This window comes from Sphingorhabdus sp. (assembly GCF_044357595.1).
In the GTDB taxonomy this organism is placed as follows: domain Bacteria; phylum Pseudomonadota; class Alphaproteobacteria; order Sphingomonadales; family Sphingomonadaceae; genus Sphingorhabdus_B.
The window spans coordinates 1-23,191 of sequence record NZ_JBIKPH010000003.1 but is presented as its reverse complement, the minus strand read 5'-3'; the positions used below and the strand labels follow the sequence as shown (position 1 = coordinate 23,191).

Here is a 23,191-nt window from a genome sequence, read left to right as displayed (position 1 = left end):
CTCTGAATGAGGAAGCATCTGAGAAGCTGAGGAAACGGCTTGCGGGCTTACTTTGATAGCTCCCAGTGGCGATTAGCGTTTCGTGCTCAATGGCCTGAGCGCTTACTAACGCAGATAGCTGAAGGGCGATCTTGCTTTCGCTGCGTTTAGTCGCCGTCCATCGGTGGATCTGGATCGTAATACCCGGTTCGTGCCGCGTGCATCGCGCACTCGAACCAGTAAACAAGGTCCATCTCCGACACAGGCTCGCGTTGGTTGTAGGCCCGTGCCCAAACGACTGGGTCCGTGCTATAAGGGTCGTCTTTCGGTCGAAAGCGCTCCCATTCCGAGGATGCATCGTCAACGCGGGCGGCTATGTGCTTTGTTCGTTCGACCATTTACCCCTCCTTCTCAAGGCTTCCAACGACAGCCTTAGCCGAAGGTGGAGACTGACCGTAAGGCTTGAAGCTCTTCTTCGACGATAGGTGTTTTGGGCGAGGAGGATGACGGTGCTGGTGGCTTTTATAAGCCACCGCGCCCGTCGTACGCCGCGCAATCTCCAACTGTTCTTCTTCCGTGTAAGGCGGCTTGTGAAAGCCACCCCATTTAGTCTTTACAAAAACCATCTTCAGTCCTTCCGTTCATTTCACTCACAGCCATGCCACACAAGTCCAACACGCACCCATTTCCGAAACGGTCCGTTGTGCGTGCACACCAGCCGAACCCTGTTTCCCGCGAACTGGTTGAGGAAGCCCCTCTTGCCTTGCGGTACGTCGTATTGAAACGATTGGCCAACGCGGGTCAGTTGGTAGTCCCGATAGTCGAGCAGGGCGCCTTCGTAGCCGTGCATGCATGTAAGACGCTCGAGGTGCTGCCGCATGCTCTCTTTCGTCGGCGACCAGCCGCCGGGCGTATTGAGAAGCTTCGCAGCAAGGCACCCAATGAGGTCGTCCCTAGTGTCGGCAATCATTGCATGGGGCAGGATTACACTTGAGCAGCGTCCACGACCGTAGGAGAGGCGGAACCCCTCAAGTGTAGCATCGTTAGCCATATTTACCTCCTTGTTTGCTCTTGCGAGCCTCGTTGTTTTGCCACCGGTGCCGGAGTTGGTCGGTTGGCAGGGCGCTAAAGCCCTTCTGAACGATGATGCTGTTATCAGCCGATCGGTTGGATAGTTCAAGCGGAATTTTCTGGATGAAGGTAAATGTAGATTGACCAAAAATCGATTGCGTACCAACTAGGACTATAAAAACTCCGACTGAAAATTAAAAAGGAAGCGGCAGTGCGCATCAAAGAAACTGGCTATTTAACAGGCAACGATCGGCGGTTGCTTGCTAGGATCGAGGAACTTGAGAACGAAGTTTCATCGCTAAAAAGAGATATAGCCTATATTGATTAAATGGGGTTTTTGACATGAAGCGAAGCATCTACGTGATTACATTAGCCATGGCGCTAGCGATTGTGCCATTTTTGTCTGTGCCCGCGTTCGCGCAAGCAAAAATTGACTTTGCGATCTATGAGGGGCCTCCAAAAGTTGCGACAGGCGAAGGCGGCACTAAGATCACAAAAAATGGGATTGATTATTGGACTACGGGCACACCGCCACGAAGATATCAGATAATCGGCTTTGTTCAGGACAGGCGCGATGAGCTAATGGATGGAGGCCATGCCATAGGCAGTCCCAGCATCGCCTCTAAGGTTAAGCGCGCCGGAGGTAATGCAGTCATAGTCGAAAGCCAAGATGAAGTCGGAAAGACGGGTGGCTTTGGGAGTGCAAGTCCGTTCTTCGGATTTCTTGCTATGGGGGGCAGCAAAACTGTTACGCGAATGATAGTAGTTAAATACCTACCGGATGAGGTGCAGCCGGTGTCGCCTGCTGAAGCTGCAAAGGAATAGCAGTAAGTGGCTCTAAACTGGTTCGAAGGCGGTCGCCGCATAACAAAGCTTTTCATGGCGATTGCGGCACTTATTGGCGCCTATAACGCATACTTTGAGTTCTCGCCCCCAGCGTTAGAATTTTCGACCGGATCTCCACGCGATGAGTGGCGGGCTAACCTTCCGCCTGAAAATCCAGACGACCGGTACCCGGGCACTTTGATATGCTCTCAAACCGAGATGATCTATGATTTCGAAATAAGGCCAGGCTTATTGAGAAGTATATCACTATGTTTCCAGCCAGATGAACAGGGGAACATTGTCTACTATTCTGCTGCTGAAGAGGGAAAATACCTTAACAAAGTCGAAGGAGCAGTCGCCAAAGCGACCGCGGCAGGTGACGTCAAAGCTGCTCGCCTTTTAGCGTTAGAGGCCGCTCGAACTCGCCGTAGTATCCAAGAGGCGCAGCTGAGGGACAATCAAGACTTAACTGGTGAAGAAGTTGAGGCAGATGTATCAAGCTATGTCGCACGCCGCGTTGCAGAGTTCGAGATTGACGCAGACACGGCAGAAAAAATTGAAAAAGAACTTCCCCGCATCGAGAGGGAGGCGTTCTTCAAACATTCAAAAGAAGTTCTATTGATAGCTGCTTATTTCATCGGGGGCTTCTGGATCTTCAGCTTTATCATGGGATGGATCGTTCGTGGGTTTGCGGGCATACCAAGAGGGCAGGATTTTAGACCAAAGCCTTTAAAACAAGCAGACTAAAATCATTCGTTCAAAACACCATCTTTACCAGTTTGTCGATCCGTCGGTCCACTACCCGCGCCCGCGTTCGCGTACGTGTGTCCTTAGACTGCGTCTAACTTGGACGTTTTCTTAAGATGGACTTCAAGGGGGGTTCTCAACAAATCGATCGTTGGTATATCACCGTCTTTGCTACCCGTCAGAAGCGAGCGCGACAAGACCTGGCGGCACAGCAGGATTGCTTTTCATTTCGGAGGCGGAAACAGTGAAGAAATTAAGGTTGCTTGCTACTGCATCGCTTTTGCTGGTTGCGTTTCCCCAAACAGCCTTGTCGAAGCCCTCGGTGCTCAAAATTCAACCCGAAGGCTCGCAATTGGCAACAATGGAGAGTGGCGCGCAGGTCGTGACTAGCCAAATGGCCGGATCAACTGTCGTTATGCGGACGCCGGAACCTTTTGACGGTAAGCGAACAAGGATATTCTTTACGTTCGTCAACAACAGTCAATTCCCGGTCAACGTGGGACCGGAAAACATAACGTCCACGCAAGTAGCTGTTATCAGCTACGACCAGTTGATGGCCGAGCAAAAAAGAAGCGAGGGGGCAGACAAATTCTTTGCCGCTATGGGCGCAGTGGGCAAAGCACTTTCGGCTACTGATGCCGGTAATCAAAGCACCTCGACCTCATATAGCGGTTACGTTGACTGCGGAATTGGGTGCGGTGGCACTTACAGAGGATCAGCAGTAAGTAGTACCTATAGTCCGTATGCTGCCCAGCAAGCGCGGGCGCAGGTAGCGGCTGAAAATGCTGCGGCTGCATCAGAAATGCATTCAAGCCATGCTTCCGAGCGGAACGCCATCGCAAGAAACCTTCGGACCACGACTGTTAATTCTGGACATTATATAACCGGAATGCTGACGTTTGAGCTGCCTTCGGCAGTTAGGCGTAGCAAGAAGGCCACGCCAATTACGCTTGCCATTAGAATAGGTTCTGACGTTCACATGCTTAGGGGCTTTGCAGGTCCCTTAGGAGTACCGCCGCCTGCGATAAGTTCCGTAGCCAATAGCCAGACTGCTCAGCCTTTGGTAGCCAATGCTTTACCGCAGCCTATGCCGGCAAAGAACGAAGTACGCATTCTGAATGCTGCCGACCTTGTTGGGTCGAAGCCTGCCCCGGCAAAAAACACAGATCAAAGCTATGCTCAGGCTCAGTACACCCTCGGCGTATCCTACGCAACTGGCCGAGGTGTCGCGCAGGATCACGCCACAGCGGTTAACTATTTCCGCAAAGCCGCAGACCTAGGAATAGCTCAAGCGCAGTATAATCTAGGTTTGATGTACGAAAAAGGCCAAGGGATTGCGCAAGATGAGCCTGCAGCGGTAGGCTGGTACCGCAAAGCCGCAGATCAGGGTGTTGCCCAAGCGCAATTAAATCTAGGTATCATGTACGCAACCGGCAAAGGCGTCACGAAGGATAACGCCACAGCAGTTGGCTATTTCCGCAAAGCCGCGGATCAAGGTATAGCTCAAGCGCAGTACTATCTGGCGAGAGTGTACCATTACGGTCTAGGGGTCGCGAAGGATGAACTTACGGCTGTAGACTGGTACCGCAAAGCAGCGGATCAGGGCTTCAGTCAAGCGCAGTCCAGTCTAGAAGTCATGAACGCAAACCGTGTGGTGGCGCAAAGGCAAACTAAATCAAACCTGGCCCGTAGCGCAGCAGTTGCCGCAGTCGAACGTCCTGTAACTGGCAACGCCTTTGAAGATGGCTACAACTATGGGTTTCGCTTGTGGGACGCCAAACTCTATAAGGAAGCACAATCAACGCTTGAAGAAACCTTAGCCAGATTTCCCAAGCATGAAAGGTCTGGCTATGCACGCAATTTGCTTGGTCGGGCATTTTTGGATGACAAAAAACCAGCAACTGCGGTGAAGGTTTTGTACGAGAGTTATAAAGCAGACCCGCATGGCGCACGCGCACCCGATAGTTTGTTATTCTTGGGATTGGCTTTGACTGACCTGGGAAAGGCAGCTGAGGCATGCGAAACTTTTGATGAATTGGCCAGAGCCTATCCTGATGTGGCGACAGGCCGCTTGGCCGAACGCCTCACATCCGGCAAAAAAAACGCGAAGTGTAAGCCAAAACCGCAACCAGCCCCCGCAACAGCTTATGTCCCCGCCACGCCTGCGCCGTTTTCTGCAACAGAGTTTCTCAAGAATTTACCAAAGCCAAAAAATTGAAAGAAGTTCTAGGTATTAAAGGGTATAGAGGCCACTGTTGCTGCAGGTTGCATTTGTCGACCGTTTTTCAAAAATGTTCCTGAACCAGGAAACAGTTTATCAAAAATTCGCAAGCAACCGATCTAAAACACCATCTGCGCCAGCTTGTCGATCTCCTCCTCAACAAACACCTGACGCTCGATCAGCCGATCCACCAACCGTTCCCGCGTCGGCGTGCGGGTGTACTTGGAGAGCGCCTTGAGGCGCTCCTGAGCCTTGTATATGGCGCGGTGACCTCGGTGTATCGGACACTCTCGCTGCGAGCCGTAGGCCACGTTCCAGCCGGTTACAGAGGCGAACTGGACATGACCCGGCGGTAGCACCAACACGGTGATCCTGCGGCCTGTACGCGGGCACAGGGCATACCAACGCTCCCCACAGTATGGCAGGGGCTGCTCCTCGAGATACACCACGCAATCGACGGTATTGCCGAACGCGCGTCCCGTAACCCTCAGACATGGCGAAGGTTCAAGGCAGTGAACGTCGGTTACCAGCGTTAGCTCGGCGATGGTCTGGCCGTATTGGCTCCACACTTGCTCGCGGCGGGTCATGCAGTGTCGCTTCAACATGTCGAGTTGCTTCAGGTTCGCCAGATTGATGCGCAGGCAGTCATCAGTGGTCCAGCGGTTGCTGCGTCGCCCAGATCCGTAGCCGCCCATGTTCGTCCTCACATATTATTCGAAATATCCTTTTTAAGTACATCAAGTTGCATATTTTTGCGAGTAGTATCGGACTATAAAAATCAACTCGTAAAAAATTTCATGTTCACAAAATCACCCCTCAATCAGTGACACCACCACCACCACTCACCCTATATAGATAATAGGGTGGTGGTAGAGGCGGCATACTTGTCACTTAAGCCACCTTCTGCACCACCTCAAAAACCAGGTGGTGCAGTGGCAGCAATGGCTCGTAGCTCTACTCAAAGAAGATCTGAGCCATCGTCGGGTCGTTTACCGCATACGACATATGGGCGAAGCTGCCTGTCTGAACCGTGCCTCTTCTCAATACGTAGATAGCCCGATTTCTTTAGTTCGACTTGGATCGTTTTGACGCGGTATTTGTCACCGTTTTGGTGGATGTTCAAACCCATCGCTCTCCCGATGGCTATGCCTACCCAGTCGTTTGCCTGAACGTTGTCACGATATTCACCGTCATCAACCTCACGTTGTATCGCAATGATGTCCCCTTCAGAAACGTCATCGGTAACTGCAGGCGGCGACCATGGCTCAAGCGCCGCAACGCTGTCTCCGAGATGTTCGAATGTGCCATTGCCAAGTTCCACAGAGTTACGACGGAACCAAGACCCTTTTTCTGCGGGCGCGCGGTTGTGTTTGTCGTCGCTAACAACGACGTATCTCCAACGCTCGTCTTCTTCGATCCCGTACTTTTTTGCATCATCTGCTGTCAGACGGTTTATCGTCAAGAGAGACCGCGCAGCGTTGGACAATGCGGAGGCTCCTCGTGCCGAGTTGGTTTTTACGTCAGCGGATCCCTCCTTCGACGTGTGATGAACTAACACGATGACACAATCGGTGGCCTTGGCGACACGCGCCCAAGCCTTCACTATCTTATCAATCTTCGTGTTCGAATTTTCATCCACTTCATGGCTTGAGACGAATGGGTCAATGATGAGAACCTTAATACCCCGCCGCAAAAGTTCCTCTTTAATCGCGTCGTATACCGGTTCGAGCAGCTGCACGCCGTTGCGGTCCTCTGTGGCGGTGCAAAGCGGCGCGCCGTCCATCGCGCTGTCGACAAACAAGTTGTCGGAAATGTCTGCCGGTTCAAGCCCATGCAGCTTTGCCGTCGCCTGAAGGGACCGTGACAGTTCGTCGAGGTCATCTTCTTGGTTCCACACCCACACCCGCTTTGGGCCGCCCCAGACGGTCTTTCCAAGGTATTCCCGCCCCGACGCCAGCGAAAGCGCCATTCCGGATATCAGCGTTGACTTTCCCATGCCGCCCGGCGCCACAACGACGGCGACAGTTCCGCTTAGAAGCCAAAACCCCAATACCCATTCTCGCCGCGGGATCTTTGTCGGGTCGCGCCAGTTATAAGGCGTAGCCTTTATCTTGTTTGCTTGCTCAAACGCGGCTTTGGCGGCAGCCTCGGCCTCAACATGCTTGAGCGCAGCGTTGAAGTCGCCGTTATGCTCGAAATGCACGTGTAGGTCGAATGCGTCACCAAAGCGGCACCCACTGGCCGCTTTCGCGCCAATTTCAGCATCGTCATCGCTGCCAGAAAGGGAAACAAAGAATTGAGACCCGTCATCCGCCTCCATCACCTGTGTCGCGAAGCTTTCACTCATTTGGTTGGGTGAGCGCCAGTCCTTCTCGTTCCGAGGAGACTGCTCGTACCCATATTCGAACAGCAGGGCCTCGATGTCGTGGCTGATGTTAAATTCTTCGATTACATTCCGCGACCCCGAGGCATTACGCCCTTTACGACGGTTAGCGGCCTTCTTCGCAGCGGCGAGGCGCAGTTCTTGTTCTTTTGTACGCCGCCGCCGCAGGGCGGCGATGAGGCGACTTACTTCTGGCGCGTTCAAATCCGCCGCTGGGCCGTCTTTGACAACGTGTTCGTAGAAGATCGGAGACCCGTCGTCTTTACGTCTCTCTGGCGGCACGTTTGGCAAGTAAACGGGCTGACCGGGGCCAAGAAGTTTAGGATCAGCTGCAATACCGTTCGTTTTAAGATGGTCGAAAAGCGCTTCTCCCGCCTCCGACCATTCGTTGTAGGGCAACTCTCGGTTGAGCGGGATTGCCAGTCGCCACTTCCGGTCGTCTGGTTTGGCAGAAGCGGTGCTGTAAATGCCATAACGCGCGTCGCCAAAGAGAGACGACACAGCCTCCGTTAGGTCCGACATGGAATGATTGCCTTTGTCGATATCAACCATCAGCAAAGGGAACCGGCCATGCTCGCGCTGGACGTGGTGACTGCGTGCATCCTCGGCACCGTTAGCTGTTGTGTACGTTGATGGAATGATAAAATCCGCAGCGTCTTTTGCCACCGATGTTGGGTTTGTGACGCGTTCAAAGATCTCGTTAACGCCGATCGTGTCGTAGGGTGTGTTAGTGCGCTTACGAGTGTCGTTTATGCCGTGTCCAAGGAGGACAGAACTCACATTAGTTGTCATGTTCTGCTGGCAACCAGCAGATTTATAGTCTATAAAATTCATACAGAATGCCTCATGGTCAGCGTCGCCCTCATGGGAGGCGCTGGCTTTTTTCTAAATTGTAAGGTTGATGATGTCGGCTGCTCGCCATACGGTGATGCGGGGTCCAAGCTTCGTTGGCTTGGGGTAGCGGCCCGACGCTACGCCAGCCCAAAAGGTGCTGGCTCCCATTGGCAGGATGCCGGGCACCCCGTTCCTTTTATCGCCGATGATGGTCTTAAGACGCAGATACGCGTCTGGGTGATACTCTTTGGACATTTGCTGCATACTCCTTGTTGATGCAGCGACGTCTTAATCACATGGTTTTGCCCCGTTTGAAGCGGGGCATTCGGGGCATTAAGGGCGCTTTGGTGGGCGAGCCTCCATCGCAAGCTTGATTTGACGAGCAGCCTTCTTGCCAGCTATTCTGTTGTTTATATCGTTTTCAATAAGCCCTTGCGACCGCATGAACGGAACTATTTGCATCGGCTTGGGTGCTGCCTTGAGCCCCGCAATCTCGCGAAAATCTGCAACCATGTCGATATAACTTCGAAGTTCGGCATACGTGTCTGTTATACCCCAAAGGCCTGTAGCATTGAGTGCATGAAGGCCTCTTAGCCTGTCATTTAGACTTGCATTGTCAATAAGTTCAACGACCAGCTCCGAGGCCACATGCTCGACCCAAGTAAGCTTGGTGTAATCATGTGCTTCACCGTTTGCGATTGCCCGCCAAATTTTTTCAGCAGTCAGACGTTCGGACTTGTGGCCTATAGCCTTCATGAGATCGTAAGCGAGCCCGTCAGGGTCACCATGATCATGATCGTCACCGTGATCGGTAGGGCCGTCGAGGGCTGGCTCTGTCCACCCTGCAACCGCAAGTGCGGCGTGGATGCGCGCCACGCGAGAGATAGGGCCACTTGGCTGGGTTGTTAAAGCTTGAGAAAAAGGCTCATCGCTAAGCCCCTGCGATCGGTCGTTGGCCGAGCCAATCCACTCACTCACAGTCTTCGCCCACGCGATTGTTTCTGCATCGGACATTTCGCCGTTTGCGATCTCGCGCCATATGTCGGCGACAGCCTCGCCATTACCATCGTAGTGCGCCTCGCGGAGAGCCTCTCTGAAACGAGGATCAATCATGCTCCGCACCAGTTGGCCCATTCAGCCATCAGTTTCATTCGCTTTGGCAGCATGTCGCCGCGGCGGTATGCCGCTTCTGTCTTGCTACCTATGGTGTGGGCGAGTGCCATCTCGACCGCATCGCGGTCATGGTCAGTGTTTTCTGCCGCCCAATCGCGGAAAGTGGAGCGGAACCCGTGAACCGTGAACGAGCCGAGATCCATGCGCTTTAGCACGGCACTTAGCGACATGTCGGAAAGGGGAGAGATGCGCGTGCTTGGGAAAATCAAAGGGCAGCCATCGATACGTGGCATCTTCTCAAGCAGGGTTAGAGCGGCTGGAGAGAGCGGAACGCGGTGCTCGCGCCGCGCCTTCATTCGCTCGGCAGGCACTACCCATATGTCATCCTTGATTTCGGACCACTGCGCGTGCCGCACTTCGCCCGAGCGCGCGGCTGTCAAAACGGTGAACTCCAACGCCCTTGCGCCCATTCCGCTCCGGGCACGTAAGTCCGCCATGAATACCGCAATTTGTTGCCAGGGCAGGGCTGCGTGATGCCTGACGGCCTTTACCCGCGACTTAGGCGGCAATGCGGCCTCAAGGCCGCCACGCCAGACCGCAGGGTTCTCACCATTGCGCCAGCCCAATAGCTTGGCACTGTTCAAAACCGCTTCAACCCGCATCCGAACGCGGCTGGCAGTTTCGGGCTTAACCGGCCATATCGGAAGCAGGACGTCGAGGACGTGTGCCGACGTAATGTCTTCTACAGGCATGTCGCCGATGGTCGGGTAAGCGTAGGTCTCAAGCGTGTTCGCCCACTGCTGGCGATGCTTAGGATTGGACCAGCCGGTCTCCTTCATCGCTATGTGTCGTTCCGCGGCGTCGCGAAATGTATGTGATGCCTTCGGCGCTTCAACCAAAGCCGCGGCTTCTCGCTCGGAGGCCTGCTTTGCCCGTCGAGCGTCAAGTGGATCCTGCCCACTTGCGACCATAGCCTTCAACGAGGCGGCCTTGGCGCGAGCGTCGGGGGCAGTGAGAGCCGCGAGTGAGCCGATGCCCATCTCGCGCCGCCTTTTATTTAATTGGTAGCGGAATATCCAACTGATCCCGCCTGTAGGACCTACGTTAAGGTAAAGGCCGCCGCCGTCGGAGTGAAGGCCCGGTTTGGCGTTCTTTATTTCTAGCGCTGTAAGTGTCACTTGCCCGTCATCCCACCATATATCCCACCATAATTTACACAGATGCGGTGGGATGGCAATAGATGGCGCTGGACAATAAGTTGCAGCTAATCTAAAAAATACCTATGTTTTATGAGGGCATCTTGGATGTTGGCAGATGATGCTGGAGGCGTAATTGGCGGACAGGGTGGGATTCGAACCCACGGTGAGCTTCCACCCACGACGGTTTTCAAGACCGTTGCCTTAAACCACTCGGCCACCTGTCCGCTTACGAAGCGTCCCCTAGCCAGTGCGGTTTGCGATGGCAAGCGTAGATGATGCGCTGTTGCCCCGCAGCACACGTTGAAATGGGCGTTCGACGGGATCAAAGCAATTCACAGGCTTTGTTCGTTGTGCCAATATGCAACGATGCAGAATACAGGTAACCGCATGCGCGCATATCGTAAGACAGTGATAACTCTGGTCATAAGCGCCTGCGCCTTGATGCTTGGCCCAAATGTGGCAGCGCAAGATGCGGCAATACCGCCCACACCGCCGCCAGTGTCCGCACCCATTGCCAGCACAAATGCGCATGATTCCGGTTTCCGGGCGTATCTGTTGCAGGTGCGGCGGCGGGCTTTGGCTGAAGGCGTTTCCACTGCAACGCTTGACCGCGTGCTGCCATCGCTGAGCTTCAACCGAACCGTGGTCCGCCTGGACAAGCAGCAACCAGAAGGCGCATCCAACGCGCCGGTCCCAAACTTTGCACCCTATAAAGCAACCCATGTGGATGCGTCGCGCATTGGAAGAGGCCGCTTTAAATCTTCAGAGCTTCGGCCGTTGCTGGAGCGGATTGAGAAAAAAACCGGCGTGCCGGAAGAAATCATGATCGCCATTTATGGCCATGAGACCAGTTATGGAGCGGTTACCGGCAATTTTAACGCGCCCGAGGCTTTGGCGTCACTTGCCTATGAGGGCCGCAGACGCCCGTTGTTTGAGGCGGAGTTGATTGCGGTTCTTAAGATGATTGACCGTGGTGTGCCGCAATATGCGATTACAGGAAGTTGGGCAGGGGCACTGGGCAAGCCGCAGTTTCTACCTTCGGTGTATTTGCGGCTCGCCCGCGATGGCGATGGTGACGGCTATGCCGACATCTGGCGCAGCGAAGTCGACGCCATGACGTCTATCGCCAATTATTTCGTCAATGCTGGCTGGCGGCGCGGAGAGGAATGGGGCTTTGCCGTTAATGTTCCAGCAGCTTTAAACCGTGACAAATTGGGGTCACGCATGTCGCCGCCGCGATGCCCCCGCGTTTTTGGCCGACACAGTCAGTGGCGCACCATTGCTGAATGGCGTCAGCTGGGGATCTCGTCCCAGAGCGGGACGTGGCCAAAGGACAGCATGATGGCCACGTTACTTGAACCCGATGGCGTCGGCAAAGCTGGCTATCTTCTGGGCGGAAATTACCGCGTTATATTGGACTATAACTGTTCGAATTTTTACGCGCTTTCGGTCGGGTTGTTGGCTGACCAGCTGCGTAATTAGTGTTCCGACCAATGCCAGCAGACCGCTATACGCGGCGGTTAAAATCGCCTATCGGATTGCGAAGGCAAGCGGTTCTGTCGTTTGACCCATTTCATGACGGAACAGAAGAATTTATGCACCATTTTGCGGACACATTAAACGGCCAGCAACAAAGGGTAAGCCTGTGACTGCGCGTGGCCGGTTTATATCTATCGAGGGCGGTGAAGGGGTTGGTAAATCGACCCAGATCGCCGCGCTGGCCGCATTCATTGAACAAAAGGGCTTTGAGGTTGTATTGACCCGCGAGCCGGGCGGCACGGAGGGCGCGGAGACCATCCGGCAATTGGTGCTTGGCGGCAGTGCAGAACGGTGGTTGCCACGCGCAGAGGCATTATTATTCGCTGCGGCCAGAAGTGACCATGTCGAACGGTTGATCGAACCTGCACTGGCCAGCGGAAAATGGGTTATATCGGACCGCTTTATCGACAGCAGCCGTGCCTATCAGGGTGCGGGCTCTGGCCTGTCGGATGCTGATATTATGGCGCTGCACCACATCGGCAGCCGGGGTATGTTGCCCGACCGGACTTTAGTGTTGCGGCTTGATACCAAGGAAGCCGCCAACCGTGCCGCCGCGCGCGACCAGAACCGACCTGACCGCATTCAGGGCCGCGTCGAAACCTTCCACGCCGACGTTGACATAGCTTTTGTGAGCTTTGCCGAGAGTGAGCAACGCGTTCGGCTTGTCGATGCATCGGGCGGCCCACACGAAGTTACTGTTCGGTTGCTAGCTGAGATCAGCGATCTGATGGAACCTGCATGAACGACTATTTAGGGCATGATAAGGCGTGGCGGCAGTTTGCAACCGCTTACGAAAGTGGCAAGACCCATCATGGCTGGATTTTGGCTGGACCAAGAGGGCTTGGAAAATCCGCGTTTGCACTGCGGGCATCGGCGCTGTTGGTTGATCCGGAAAATGCCTATAGCAACATGATCGCGCGGGGATCACATCCCGATATTTTGTCGGTGAAACGCCTTCCGAAAGAGGCCTTGAAAGATGATGAGGACATCAGTGATGCAACCGAGTTCAAACGCAGCATAACCGTAGATCAGATCCGCAGCCTGCAGCAATCGCTCACCACGCGGCCAGGACTTAGTGACCGGCGCGCAATCATTATAGACGCGGCCGACGACCTAGAGCGCGGCGGGGCCAATGCGTTGCTGAAGTCGCTTGAGGAGCCGCCTGTTGGCACGTTCTTTTTTCTAATCAGCCATGCGAGCGATAGGCTTTTGCCAACCATCCGCTCGCGTTGCCAGATTTTGCGGTTTGAGGCCCTGTCTGACAGCGATATGACCCATGCTTTGCAACGGGCCGCTCCAGAGGTCAGCGCGACAGAGATTGATGCGCTTATCCGTTTGGGAAATGGGACGCCGGGCCAAGCGCTGGATTTTCTCGGGCTTGATCTCAAAGAGATTGAAGACGCCATGACGTCAATCTTACGCACGGGTGACCGTGACAACGCGCTTCGGAGTGGCTTGTCAGACAAGCTGGCGCTGAAGGCAGCGCAGCCACGGTATGAGGCGTTCTTGCGCCGTGCGCCTGCTTTAATCGCGGAATACACCCGCACACTTGATGCCGCACAGGTGCGCAACGGCGTTGCCGCGTGGGAAGCCGCGAGCAGCCTTGCTGCGCGGGCGATAGCCCTAAGCCTCGATAAGCAAAGCGTCGTGTTCCAAATGGGAAGCTTGCTGGCATCGATACAAGCGCATAAAGCGCGAAATTAGTAATAATTAAGAGTATTCATGTCCCAACCTTTCTACATCACCACTGCCATCGCTTATCCCAATGGAAAGCCGCATATCGGCCACGCCTATGAGGCTATTGCAACTGACGCGATTGCGCGCTTTCAGCGTTTGAATGGCCGTGAAGTCTGCTTCGTTACGGGTACCGACGAACACGGCTTAAAAATGGATCAGACCGCACGCGCCGCAGGGAAGGCCACGCGCGACCTTGCAGATGAAATGTCTCTATATTTCAAACAAATGTGCGAAACTCTTGATATTTCATACGATCATTTTTGCCGTACAACGGCCGAAAATCATCACACAGCAAGTCAAGCCATCTGGAAACGCCTGGAAGCGAGTGGCGATCTGTATTTAGACAGGTATGATGGCTGGTACTCTGTCCGTGACGAGGCTTATTATGACGAAAGCGAGCTGACCGACGGGGAAGGGGGGCAGAAGCTCTCACCCCAAGGAACGCCGGTCGAATGGACCGTTGAGGAAAGCTGGTTTTTTCGGCTGTCCAAATATGAGCGGCCATTGCTGGAATATTACGCTACGAACCCCGATTTTATCCGCCCGGACAGCCGCAAAAATGAAACCGTCAAATTTGTTGAAGGCGGATTGAAGGACTTATCCGTATCGCGCACCAGCTTTGATTGGGGCGTCAAGGTCCCAGGCAGCGAGAACCATGTCATGTATGTCTGGCTCGATGCGCTAACGACCTATATTTCGGCGATTGGTTTTCCCAACCAGACCGAAGAGTGGCGCAAATTCTGGCCCGCCAGCGTCCATATCATCGGAAAAGATATTATGCGCTTCCACACCGTCTATTGGCCAGCGTTCCTGATGTCTGCGGGCTTGCCCTTACCAAAAATGGTATTCGGTCATGGTTTCTTGCTCTCTCGCGGTGAAAAAATGTCTAAGTCATTGGGCAATGTCGTCGACCCTATGGAGCTTGCCCAACTTTTCGGTGTCGACGCGTTGCGGTACTTCCTGTTGCGCGAAGTCAGCTTTGGCCAAGACGGCAGCTATAGCCCCGAAGCCATTGTCACCCGCGTAAATGCAGACCTTGCCAACAGCTTTGGCAATCTTGCGCAACGGACGTTGTCCCTGATATTCAAAAACTGCGAGGGTCGCCTTCCGGCTATTGGCGGGCATCATGACGACGATAACGCCTTGCTAGAATTGGTCGGGAACGCGGTTTCAAAGCAAATTCCAGCGCATTTCGAAGACTTGGCGATGTCACAGGCTTTAGAGGCGTGGATGCAGGCGGTGTTTGCCTGTAACGCTTATGTGGACGTGCAAGCGCCCTGGGCTCTGAAAAAGACCGATCCCGAGCGGATGGAAACCGTATTGGCAACGTTGTTCATATGTATCGCGCAGCTTGCCATTGCCGCGCTGCCGATTATTCCAGGGTCCGCAGCCAAGTTGCTTGATCAAATGGGCGTGCCCAATGAAGTACGCAATTTTGCAGACGCTGGGACGCATTGGTATGCGCAACTAGCCGGAAGCGGCTTCCAGATTGCCCAGCCTGTAGGCATTTTCCCGCGGCTAGAAATGCCGGCGGAGCAAGGGGCTACCGCCTGATGTTCGTCGATTCCCACTGCCACCTCAATTATAAGGGCTTGGTTGAACAGCAAGTCGATGTTCTTGCGCGGGCGCGGGAAAGTGGTGTGGCTGCGATGCTCAACATTTCCACGAGGGAGTGTGAGTGGGATGACGTCATCGGATTAGCCGAGCAGGAAAGCGATGTATGGGCTTCCGTTGGCATTCATCCACATGAGGCCGACCAACATGTTGGTATGGATTGTGCAAAGCTAGTCGAAAAGTCAGCGCATCCGCGTGTTGTTGCCATAGGCGAGACCGGCCTGGATTATTATTACGACAAAAGCGACCGCGCCCAGCAGTGCACTGGCTTTCGCGAACATATCAAGGCGTCGCGCGAAACGGGCCTGCCGATCATTATTCACACACGCGATGCAGAGGCAGACACAGCCGCGATATTGACCGAAGAAATGCGGGAAGGGGCTTTCACTGGCGTCATTCATTGTTTCACCGCCAGTGCCGAATTTGCCCGAATTGCCTTGGATCTTGGCATGTACATATCGCTATCCGGCATTGTAACGTTCAAAAACGCACAGGACCTTCAGGACGTGGCCAAATGGCTTCCAGAAGACCGTTTGCTGGTTGAAACCGACGCGCCATTTTTGGCGCCAATTCCACATCGCGGAAGGACCGGCGAACCGGCCTTTGTGGCTGACACCGCGCGCTTTGTCGCCCAGTTACGCGGCGTGACACCCGAAATCCTTGCGCAGCAAACTTCAGACAATTTCTACAATCTGTTTTCTAAGGCGATACGATGAACTTCATCGAGGACAGCCCATCGTTTATTTGGGGCGTCGTGTGCATATTGCTGTTGATCAGCTCACTCGCGGCCCGGCGTTTACCGCTGGGTTATGTCGCCAAGGCTGGGCTGGCTTGGATAGCGATTTTTGCGGCTTTGTTTGCTGTTTTCAGCTTTCGGTATGAATTCATCGGTATTTGGGAACGTGTCAAAGCCGATATTTCTGGCGCAGCAGGACAAAGCATCACCAGTGAAGCCATTGCATTGCGGCGACAGGACGATGGCCATTATTGGCTTCAGGTCGAGGTAAATGGTACGCCAGTGCGTTTTATGATCGATAGCGGCGCAACATTTACTGCCATGAACGCGAACACTGCCAAAGACGCACGAGTTGATGTTGAAACCGGCGGCTATCCAGTCATGCTGGGCACAGCTAACGGCCGTGTAGCGGCCGAGCGTGGCATGATAAGATCGCTAAAAATAGGACCGCATGTGATAACAAATCATCGGGCGGTGGTATCCGAGAATTTTGGAGACACAAATGTGCTTGGTATGAACTTCCTCGATGTTATGCAGAGTTGGAAGGTTGAAGGCAATGTGATGGTCCTGCAACCGTGATGCTCAGGACTATATTCGACTTCAACTCAAACTTAATAATATATATTATTTAACATAATATATATTATCGAACTTAAAGATGCAGGCTCACAGATGCGCACCAATATAACCCCTCTCACAAAAATCATGGCCCAATTGCGTGACCCTAACGACGGCTGTCCTTGGGACCTTGAGCAGGATTTTTCTACCATTGCGCCTTATACCATTGAGGAAGCATATGAAGTTGCCGACGCGATCGAACGCAATGACCTTCACGGATTAAAAGACGAATTAGGCGACCTACTGCTTCAAGTCGTGTTCCATAGCCAGATGGCGTCAGAACTTGGAGCCTTTGGTTTGCAAGACGTAATCAGCGGTATCTGCGATAAAATGATCCGGCGGCACCCGCATGTCTTTGGCGACAAAGTTATCGGGAATGAAGCTGTCCCAGAAGCATGGGAGAGTATTAAGGCTGCTGAACGTAGCGGTAATGAAGACACCAGCGCCCTAGCCGGTGTTGCCCTCGCCCTTCCCGCATTGTTACGCGCACAAAAAATACAGAAGCGCGCTGCGCGTACTGGCTTTGACTGGCCAGATAAGTCTGGCGCACGTGATAAAATAATTGAAGAATTACAAGAAGTTGAAAGCGCAACTTCGGCAGAGCATGTCACTGAGGAAATCGGAGACCTGCTTTTTGCGGTGGTCAATTTTGCGCGCTTTCACAAAGTTGACGCCGAGCACGCTCTAAAATCGGCAACTGCCAAATTTGATCGACGTTTTCGGGAGATGGAAGCGTCTGCCGGTGAAGCGTTTGCTGGGCTCTCGCTGGATGCCAAAGAGGAATTCTGGCGACAAGCAAAAGCGAAGGAAGCTAAATAGCGCCCCTTCTACGCTACTACTTGCGTGAACTGCTTTTCAAACTGTCCCCACAGCTGCCGACTTAACGATACGTCCACGGACACGGTTTCACCGTTAACTATCTGGTGTGTCACGGTCCCTCGCCCATGTAACCACGCCAATGCAGCACCATCGTCAGCCCGAAGCTTCACCGTCCTAACGTCATTGCCCTTGGCAATTAGCGCCGATAAATGCGCTTTGAACGCGCCTACACCCTCTCCTGTCTCGGCAGAAATCAAAAGCACGGTATCATCGCGCCCGGATATGCCGGACAATTCGTCACGACGATCGCCTTCCAAAAGATCCATCTTATTCCATAGCTCAACCATGCGCGGTTGATTCCCAGCATCAGCATCATCAATCACACCAAGATCGCGAAGGATCTGCAGCACATCGTCACGCTGCGCATCCGTTTCGGGATGCGAAATATCGCGAACATGGACGACGATGTCTGCCGAGATCACTTCTTCCAGTGTCGCACGGAAGGCCGCGATCAATTGCGTTGGTAGGTCCGAGACAAAGCCAACAGTGTCTGATAGAATCGCCTTTTCGACGCCAGGCAGTGAAATTTGCCGCATGGTCGGGTCCAATGTCGCAAACAACATATCTTCTGCCAACACGGTTGCGCGCGTCAGTTTATTAAACAAGGTCGATTTACCCGCGTTGGTATATCCGACCAACGCAATGACTGGCCAAGGCGCGCGTTTGCGCCGAGCGCGATGAAGCGAACGCGTTCTCTTGACCTCTTCCAACTCACGCCGCAACCGTGCCATGCGGTCGCGGATCATGCGACGGTCAGCTTCAATCTGCGTTTCACCAGGACCGCCAAGAAAGCCAAAGCCCCCACGCTGACGTTCCAAATGGGTCCAACTGCGCACCAAACGCCCGGCTTGATAATCAAGATGTGCCAACTCCACCTGCAACCGCCCTTCGGCAGTGGCAGCGCGCTCGCCGAAAATCTCAAGAATTAGCCCAGTCCGGTCAATCGTCTTGAGGCCCGTCCGTTCTTCAAGATTTCGTTGCTGAATTGCGGTTAAAGATGCGTCTACAATCAGAAGGTCTGCTTCCAACTCGCGGCCCATTTCTGCGATCTCTTCAACCTGCCCGCCGCCAAGCAAGGTTACCGCGCGCGGCGAACGCACGCGATAATGTTTCTTGCGCACGACATTCAAACCAATCGCAAGTGCAAGCCCCTCAGCCTCGGCAAGACGCGACTCAGGCCCTACAGAGGCTCTTCCAGGCAGCTCTGGGTAAACGACCAAAGCACGCGCGCCACGCGCGAACTCGTCCGTTTCGCTGCGTTCAAACCCGCTCAAATATCGCTCTCGTCGACGCCTTGATTATATTCTGCAAGGTTAACCGGGTGCGCTGGCTGGATAGTGGATATAGCATGCTTGTATACAAGCTGCGTCGTCCCATCTCGTTCCAGCATGACCGAAAAAAGATCATAGGCAGCAATGGCACCTTGGAGCATCACGCCATTCACCAGAAAGGTGGTGACTGACTCGCTCTTGTCGCACATGGCGTGGAGAAAGACGTCCTGCAAAGCGCCAGGTCGGTGGCTTGTACGGGACATCATTTCATCAAACAGCGCCCTGTCAGGAGACGTAGATGGCATAATTGTAGAAATGGAATGCTTATAAACGAGCTGCGACATGCCGTCGCGGCGCAATAGCACCGAAAAATTATCAAACCACGTCACAACGCCTTGAAGTTTGACTCCTTTGACCAAAAACATGGCCACGGGTGTTTTCGATTTTCTGAGGGAGTTCAAAAAGAGGTCTTGAAGTCCGTTATTTTTTTCAGTCATTATGAGTGTCCGATTATATTTATTGTTAAGCCTTATCAGACTGAAGGTCCGTCAAACAGCCGGATGAAAAAGCGGCCTTATCGATACACGAATGACATCGGTTCCGCAATTGTGCTCAAACGTCTCCCTCATCGTTAAAATCCAAGGCGTTCTTACGCACCGAAATACCAAGCAGCTTAAGCTTCCGGTGCAGAGCCGAGCGCTCCATACCAACAAATGTAGCCGTCCTCGAGATGTTCCCAGAGAAACGCTTGATCTGCACGCGAAGATATTCCCGTTCAAACGCTTCGCGTGCTTCCCGTAATGGCGCGCCCATCAAAGACGTTACATTATGCTCTGCGCCTTCATAGCTGTTGATAATTTCCGACGGAAGCATGTCGGCTTCTATCGTTACAATGCCGTCAGCTGGCGCCATTATGATCGTACGTTCTATTATATTTCGCAATTGGCGAACATTGCCTGGCCATTCGCATGCTTGTAGCGCTGCCAAGGCATCGTCGGAAAAAATGGGCGGAGAAATGCGGTGCTCGGATGCAAAACGCGCAGCATAATGGTGGACAAGGTCGGGAATATCTTCACGCCGCCCAGATAATGGCGGTATTTCGACAGGAACGACGTTTAGTCTGTAAAAAAGGTCTTCACGAAACCGACCCTCCGATATTTCAACCGCCAGATCGCGCGCCGTTGCGGATACAAAGCGCACGTCGACCCTTATTTGACGATCACCGCCTACACGCACAAAGCTTTGGTCCGTAAGGACGCGCAGGATTTTGCCTTGTGTTGTAAGTGGCATATCCGCCACTTCGTCGAGGAACAAAGTCCCGCCATGCGCCTTTTCTAGCATGCCTGCCTGAAAAAGGTGTCCATCTCGTTCAATACCGAATAGTTCTTCGTCAAACCGTTCCGGCGAAAGACGGGCGGCGCTAACCGATATAAAGGCAGAACCAGCCCGCGGGCTCCAGCTATGCAGCAAACGCGCCGCGACTTCTTTTCCAACGCCTGCAGGTCCGGTAATAAGCATCCGGCTACCCGTGCCCGCAACTTTTTTCAGCGTCGCACGCACCGCATTGATTGACGCTGAAGACCCTGTCAGTTCTTCCGAATGCCCAACCCGCGCCTTCAGCACAGCATTTTCGGCACGAAGCCGTTCGGTTTCAGTTGCCTTCCCTACCAAGTGTAACAACTTGCTAGCTTCAAAAGGTTTCTCAATGAAGTCAACGGCGCCCTGACCAATCGCTGCAACAGCAGTATCGATGTTACCATGGCCAGAGAACACAATAACCGGAATTTGGGGGTCACGAACCTTTATAACGCGCAACAGTTCGATGCCGTCCATTGATGAACCGCGCAACCAAACGTCGAGCAGTATTAAGGATGGCAAACGGTCATCCAGCGCAGCTAGTGCTTCATGCGCCGAAGATGCAGTTCTGGTGCCGTAGCCCTCGTCTTCCAAAACACCGGAGACCAGATCTCTAATGTCTTGCTCATCGTCTACAATCAGTATGTCGAGTGCCATAATTAGCCCATAACCTCATCTGAATTGGAAGGAGGTAAGGAGGATTTCGCTTTCCCCACCTTGGATGCAACGTTTTCGGGGTGAAACTTTAGCGTGACAACCGCCCCTGCCGGCTCGTTGTCCGAAAGCGAAATTTCGCCAAAATGCTCTTCAATAATCTTCTTTACAATCGCCAGACCAAGACCAGATCCGGTCGTACGATTGGTAATGTAAGGCTCCATGATCCGCTGCCTGTCCGACGGCAAACCAATGCCATTATCTGCTATTCGAATGATTAACGCCGTGTCCTCCATCAAGAGATCAACGGATATCGCGCCATCAAACGATATATTTTTTTGTTTTTCTTCAATAGATTCAGCCGCATTTTTAAGAATGTTGGTAACTGCTTGCCCCAACTGCCGGCGGTCGGAAATCAATGGCGAAATTTGCCCTTCTTGGCGGTAGTCAAAAACAATATCGGGATGCGCCACCTCAAAGAGAAATACCGCATGGCCGACGATATCGTGAACATTCTCCGCACGAAACAGAGGCTTTGGCATACGTGCAAAGGACGAAAACTCATCAACAATGTTACGCAAATCTCCCACCTGACGGACAATTGTGCTGGTCAATTGTTCAAATATAGCTTGATCTTGCGGGATGTTCTTACCGAACCTGCGTTGCAATCGTTCCGCGGCCAATTGAATGGGTGTCAGTGGATTTTTGATTTCATGTGCAACACGGCGTGCGACATCCGACCAAGCAGCACGGCGTTGGTCAGCCAATTGCTGGCTAATGTCTTCGAATGTCACCACATTGCCCTGCTCCCGCGGCGAAACCGTGACTGCGACTGTAACCGGCTCTGGCCCATCGCCTAGTTGTACAACGCCACGCGCGCTTTCGCTTGCCAAAGCGGCGAGCGCGGGCGCGACCAAGGTGAATTTCTGCCCCACGATAGTTGTCGATGCGTTCTTCAAAAGCTTTTCAGCGGTCGAATTGGCCAATTCGACAACACCATTGCCATCAACTGATATAACGCCAGCGGAAACGGACTCTAGGACAGCCTCAATGAACAACCGTCGCTCGCCAAGTTGATGGTTTGTCGCAAGTAACACGCCGGTTTGGGCCTGCAAGCGCTCAGTCATGCGGTTGAACGATTGCGATAGAAACCCAACCTCGTCCTCGCGAAACTCGTCTATACTGACCCGGGCAGACAAGTCACCGTCCGCAATCTGCTGGGCCGCATCCACGAGATTGTTCACAGGACGCACCAGACGATCAGCGACCCGCAGGGCAACCCACAACGTAATTCCAATAATCATCAACGACACAAAATAGAGCGCGAGATTGAACTGGATTTGAAGCGCGCGTGAACGCGCAACCATCTTGTCGTAATCTTCAAGCACGGATTGCGCGCGCGCACCCAAGGCAAATGAAGGGACAGTTTCCGCTCGCCTGACGTATAAATAGGTTCTTGGACTGTCAAACAGAACGACAACTGCATCGATATTGTTAGGGCTGACGGTAACAACGAAATTTTCGCCGGACTTAAGTTTTCGCAACGCTTCGCTACTGATCCAGTTACCACGCGGTTTTTCGGCCAACACAGCCTCTGTATTTTGCTGCCCATTTGGACCGATTGTCACAATCGCGGATTCACTTAGCTTTCGGTTCAAGACCTGCTGGGGATATGCAATTTCGAGAAATTCTGAACTGTCGATTTTGACTTGCGACAGAATGTACCGGATGTCGCCCGCCATCGTAACAGTCTCGGCCCCAACATCGCGCACTTTCTCGTCATAATATCCCTTCGCTAGTTCGCCTGCATTTTGTAGCATCCCACGTGCGGACCCGGAAAACCAGAACTGAACCCCGCTTTGAAAAAGCAGCGACGCAAAGATAACAAGCAAGACAGTTGGCACGGCAGTAATTGCCGAAAATATAGCGACCAGACGCACATGCAGTAATTGTTTACTGCCTATGTTGCTATTCTCCGCCCGCTTGAGTGCAACACGCCGACCAAACAACACCAGAAGTAATGTTGCTGGTAATAAATTGCCCACCAACATCGTTGCGGATGCGGCTGGCGCAAGGGGTTCTGACTGCTGCCCCTGCCCGATCAAAAGCGACGCGGTTACAACGCCAGCGACAACAATCATCACTGCGCTTGCGATTTCGAGAAATTTTATCGACTGGCCGTTACCCAACAGGTCAGCAAGCCATTCAAAAAGGCGACGGACGGCGGAAGGTATTGACGTATCCTTCGTTAGTCCATTTGTTGCCATAAAGTCACTGTGGCATTCCTCGCGTTGCCTGAAAAGCACAAAATTATGGTCCAAATGCCACGTGTCGCGTTAAGTGCTCATTCTAACGCCCACCGGAGGGACCAATCCCATAATCGGTGAGCTTCTTGCGCAATGTGTTGCGATTAAT

Annotated in this window: 22 protein-coding genes, 1 tRNA gene and 1 riboswitch; of the genes, 10 read left to right on the top strand and 13 right to left on the bottom strand. The window is 53.2% G+C overall.

From position 1 onward, the window contains the following. Positions 1–146 precede the first annotated feature (146 nt). Genes ACIQ2T_RS01040 through ACIQ2T_RS01030 form a run of 3 tightly spaced genes read right to left on the bottom strand, consistent with a single transcriptional unit; the run spans position 147 to position 1,030 of the window. Positions 147–377 (bottom strand): hypothetical protein, encoded by a 231-nt coding sequence (locus ACIQ2T_RS01040; RefSeq protein WP_397589193.1) that lies wholly within the window; start codon positions 375–377, stop codon positions 147–149. Then, the gene (locus ACIQ2T_RS01035; protein WP_397589192.1) at positions 378–605 is read right to left on the bottom strand and encodes a hypothetical protein; all 228 of its coding nucleotides are present in this window, start codon (positions 603–605) and stop codon (positions 378–380) included. 20 nt (positions 606–625) lie between these two features. Beyond that, the gene (locus tag ACIQ2T_RS01030) at positions 626–1,030 is read right to left on the bottom strand and encodes a hypothetical protein (protein ID WP_397589191.1); all 405 of its coding nucleotides are present in this window, start codon (positions 1,028–1,030) and stop codon (positions 626–628) included. Continuing rightward, a riboswitch (SAM-I-IV-variant riboswitch) is annotated at positions 1,031–1,128 on the bottom strand. Between the two features lie 264 nt (positions 1,129–1,392). On the opposite strand from ACIQ2T_RS01030, the gene ACIQ2T_RS01025 reads away from it, so the two are divergent. The 3 genes from ACIQ2T_RS01025 to ACIQ2T_RS01015 all read left to right on the top strand — a co-directional run bounded on the left by ACIQ2T_RS01025 (position 1,393) and on the right by ACIQ2T_RS01015 (position 4,840). Further along, a complete protein-coding gene (locus ACIQ2T_RS01025; RefSeq protein ID WP_397589190.1) occupies positions 1,393–1,875 on the top strand; it encodes a hypothetical protein in 483 nt (160 codons plus the stop codon). A gap of 6 nt (positions 1,876–1,881) precedes the next feature. Further along, a complete protein-coding gene (locus ACIQ2T_RS01020) occupies positions 1,882–2,622 on the top strand; it encodes a hypothetical protein (RefSeq protein ID WP_397589189.1) in 741 nt (246 codons plus the stop codon). 244 nt (positions 2,623–2,866) lie between these two features. Beyond that, positions 2,867–4,840 carry a hypothetical protein gene (locus tag ACIQ2T_RS01015; protein ID WP_397589188.1) on the top strand — a complete coding sequence of 658 codons (1,974 nt, stop codon included), beginning with the start codon at positions 2,867–2,869 and terminating at the stop codon, positions 4,838–4,840. Between the two features lie 122 nt (positions 4,841–4,962). On the opposite strand, the gene ACIQ2T_RS01010 is transcribed toward ACIQ2T_RS01015, so the two are convergent. The 6 genes from ACIQ2T_RS01010 to ACIQ2T_RS00985 all read right to left on the bottom strand — a co-directional run bounded on the left by ACIQ2T_RS01010 (position 4,963) and on the right by ACIQ2T_RS00985 (position 10,596). After that, positions 4,963–5,538 carry a hypothetical protein gene (locus ACIQ2T_RS01010; RefSeq protein WP_397589187.1) on the bottom strand — a complete coding sequence of 192 codons (576 nt, stop codon included), beginning with the start codon at positions 5,536–5,538 and terminating at the stop codon, positions 4,963–4,965. Between the two features lie 263 nt (positions 5,539–5,801). After that, on the bottom strand, positions 5,802–8,060 hold the full coding sequence (locus ACIQ2T_RS01005) for an AAA family ATPase (RefSeq protein ID WP_397589186.1): 2,259 nt from the start codon (positions 8,058–8,060) through the stop codon (positions 5,802–5,804). Between the two features lie 51 nt (positions 8,061–8,111). Then, entirely contained in the window at positions 8,112–8,324 is a 213-nt protein-coding gene (locus ACIQ2T_RS01000) for a helix-turn-helix transcriptional regulator (RefSeq protein WP_397589185.1), read from the bottom strand. A 69-nt stretch (positions 8,325–8,393) separates the two neighbouring features. Then, complete coding sequence (locus ACIQ2T_RS00995; protein ID WP_397589184.1) at positions 8,394–9,173, bottom strand: hypothetical protein; 780 nt, start codon at positions 9,171–9,173, stop codon at positions 8,394–8,396. After that, complete coding sequence (locus ACIQ2T_RS00990; RefSeq protein WP_397589183.1) at positions 9,170–10,351, bottom strand: tyrosine-type recombinase/integrase; 1,182 nt, start codon at positions 10,349–10,351, stop codon at positions 9,170–9,172. Before ACIQ2T_RS00990 ends, ACIQ2T_RS00995 begins: the two co-directional genes overlap by 4 nt. A gap of 155 nt (positions 10,352–10,506) precedes the next feature. Further along, positions 10,507–10,596 (bottom strand) — tRNA-Ser (locus ACIQ2T_RS00985). A 217-nt stretch (positions 10,597–10,813) separates the two neighbouring features. On the opposite strand from ACIQ2T_RS00985, the gene ACIQ2T_RS00980 reads away from it, so the two are divergent. The 7 genes from ACIQ2T_RS00980 (at position 10,814) to mazG (ending at position 17,435) form a co-directional block, all read left to right on the top strand. Continuing rightward, the gene (locus ACIQ2T_RS00980; protein ID WP_397589237.1) at positions 10,814–11,854 is read left to right on the top strand and encodes a lytic transglycosylase domain-containing protein; all 1,041 of its coding nucleotides are present in this window, start codon (positions 10,814–10,816) and stop codon (positions 11,852–11,854) included. 163 nt (positions 11,855–12,017) lie between these two features. After that, entirely contained in the window at positions 12,018–12,653 is a 636-nt protein-coding gene (gene tmk / locus ACIQ2T_RS00975; protein ID WP_397589182.1) for a dTMP kinase, read from the top strand. Then, complete coding sequence (locus ACIQ2T_RS00970) at positions 12,650–13,615, top strand: DNA polymerase III subunit delta' (RefSeq protein ID WP_397589181.1); 966 nt, start codon at positions 12,650–12,652, stop codon at positions 13,613–13,615. Before tmk ends, ACIQ2T_RS00970 begins: the two co-directional genes overlap by 4 nt. An 18-nt stretch (positions 13,616–13,633) precedes the next feature. Further along, the gene (gene metG, locus ACIQ2T_RS00965) at positions 13,634–15,202 is read left to right on the top strand and encodes a methionine--tRNA ligase (RefSeq protein WP_397589180.1); all 1,569 of its coding nucleotides are present in this window, start codon (positions 13,634–13,636) and stop codon (positions 15,200–15,202) included. Further along, positions 15,202–15,978 (top strand): TatD family hydrolase, encoded by a 777-nt coding sequence (locus ACIQ2T_RS00960; protein ID WP_397589179.1) that lies wholly within the window; start codon positions 15,202–15,204, stop codon positions 15,976–15,978. Before metG ends, ACIQ2T_RS00960 begins: the two co-directional genes overlap by 1 nt. Then, positions 15,975–16,577 (top strand): TIGR02281 family clan AA aspartic protease, encoded by a 603-nt coding sequence (locus ACIQ2T_RS00955; RefSeq protein ID WP_397589178.1) that lies wholly within the window; start codon positions 15,975–15,977, stop codon positions 16,575–16,577. Before ACIQ2T_RS00960 ends, ACIQ2T_RS00955 begins: the two co-directional genes overlap by 4 nt. 93 nt (positions 16,578–16,670) lie before the next feature. Further along, a complete protein-coding gene (mazG, locus tag ACIQ2T_RS00950; RefSeq protein ID WP_397589177.1) occupies positions 16,671–17,435 on the top strand; it encodes a nucleoside triphosphate pyrophosphohydrolase in 765 nt (254 codons plus the stop codon). Between the two features lie 8 nt (positions 17,436–17,443). Here the strand turns inward: mazG and hflX are convergent, their stop codons facing one another. The 4 genes from hflX to ACIQ2T_RS00930 all read right to left on the bottom strand — a co-directional run bounded on the left by hflX (position 17,444) and on the right by ACIQ2T_RS00930 (position 23,043). Further along, complete coding sequence (gene hflX / locus ACIQ2T_RS00945; RefSeq protein WP_397589176.1) at positions 17,444–18,769, bottom strand: GTPase HflX; 1,326 nt, start codon at positions 18,767–18,769, stop codon at positions 17,444–17,446. Beyond that, positions 18,766–19,263: an RNA chaperone Hfq gene (hfq, locus tag ACIQ2T_RS00940; protein ID WP_397589175.1), complete on the bottom strand. Its 498-nt coding sequence runs from the start codon at positions 19,261–19,263 to the stop codon at positions 18,766–18,768. Before hfq ends, hflX begins: the two co-directional genes overlap by 4 nt. A gap of 115 nt (positions 19,264–19,378) precedes the next feature. Further along, positions 19,379–20,779, bottom strand: a complete 1,401-nt coding sequence (locus ACIQ2T_RS00935) for a sigma-54-dependent transcriptional regulator (protein ID WP_397589174.1) — start codon at positions 20,777–20,779, stop codon at positions 19,379–19,381. A gap of 2 nt (positions 20,780–20,781) precedes the next feature. Continuing rightward, positions 20,782–23,043: an ATP-binding protein gene (locus ACIQ2T_RS00930; protein ID WP_397589173.1), complete on the bottom strand. Its 2,262-nt coding sequence runs from the start codon at positions 23,041–23,043 to the stop codon at positions 20,782–20,784. Between the last annotated feature and the right edge of the window lie 148 nt (positions 23,044–23,191).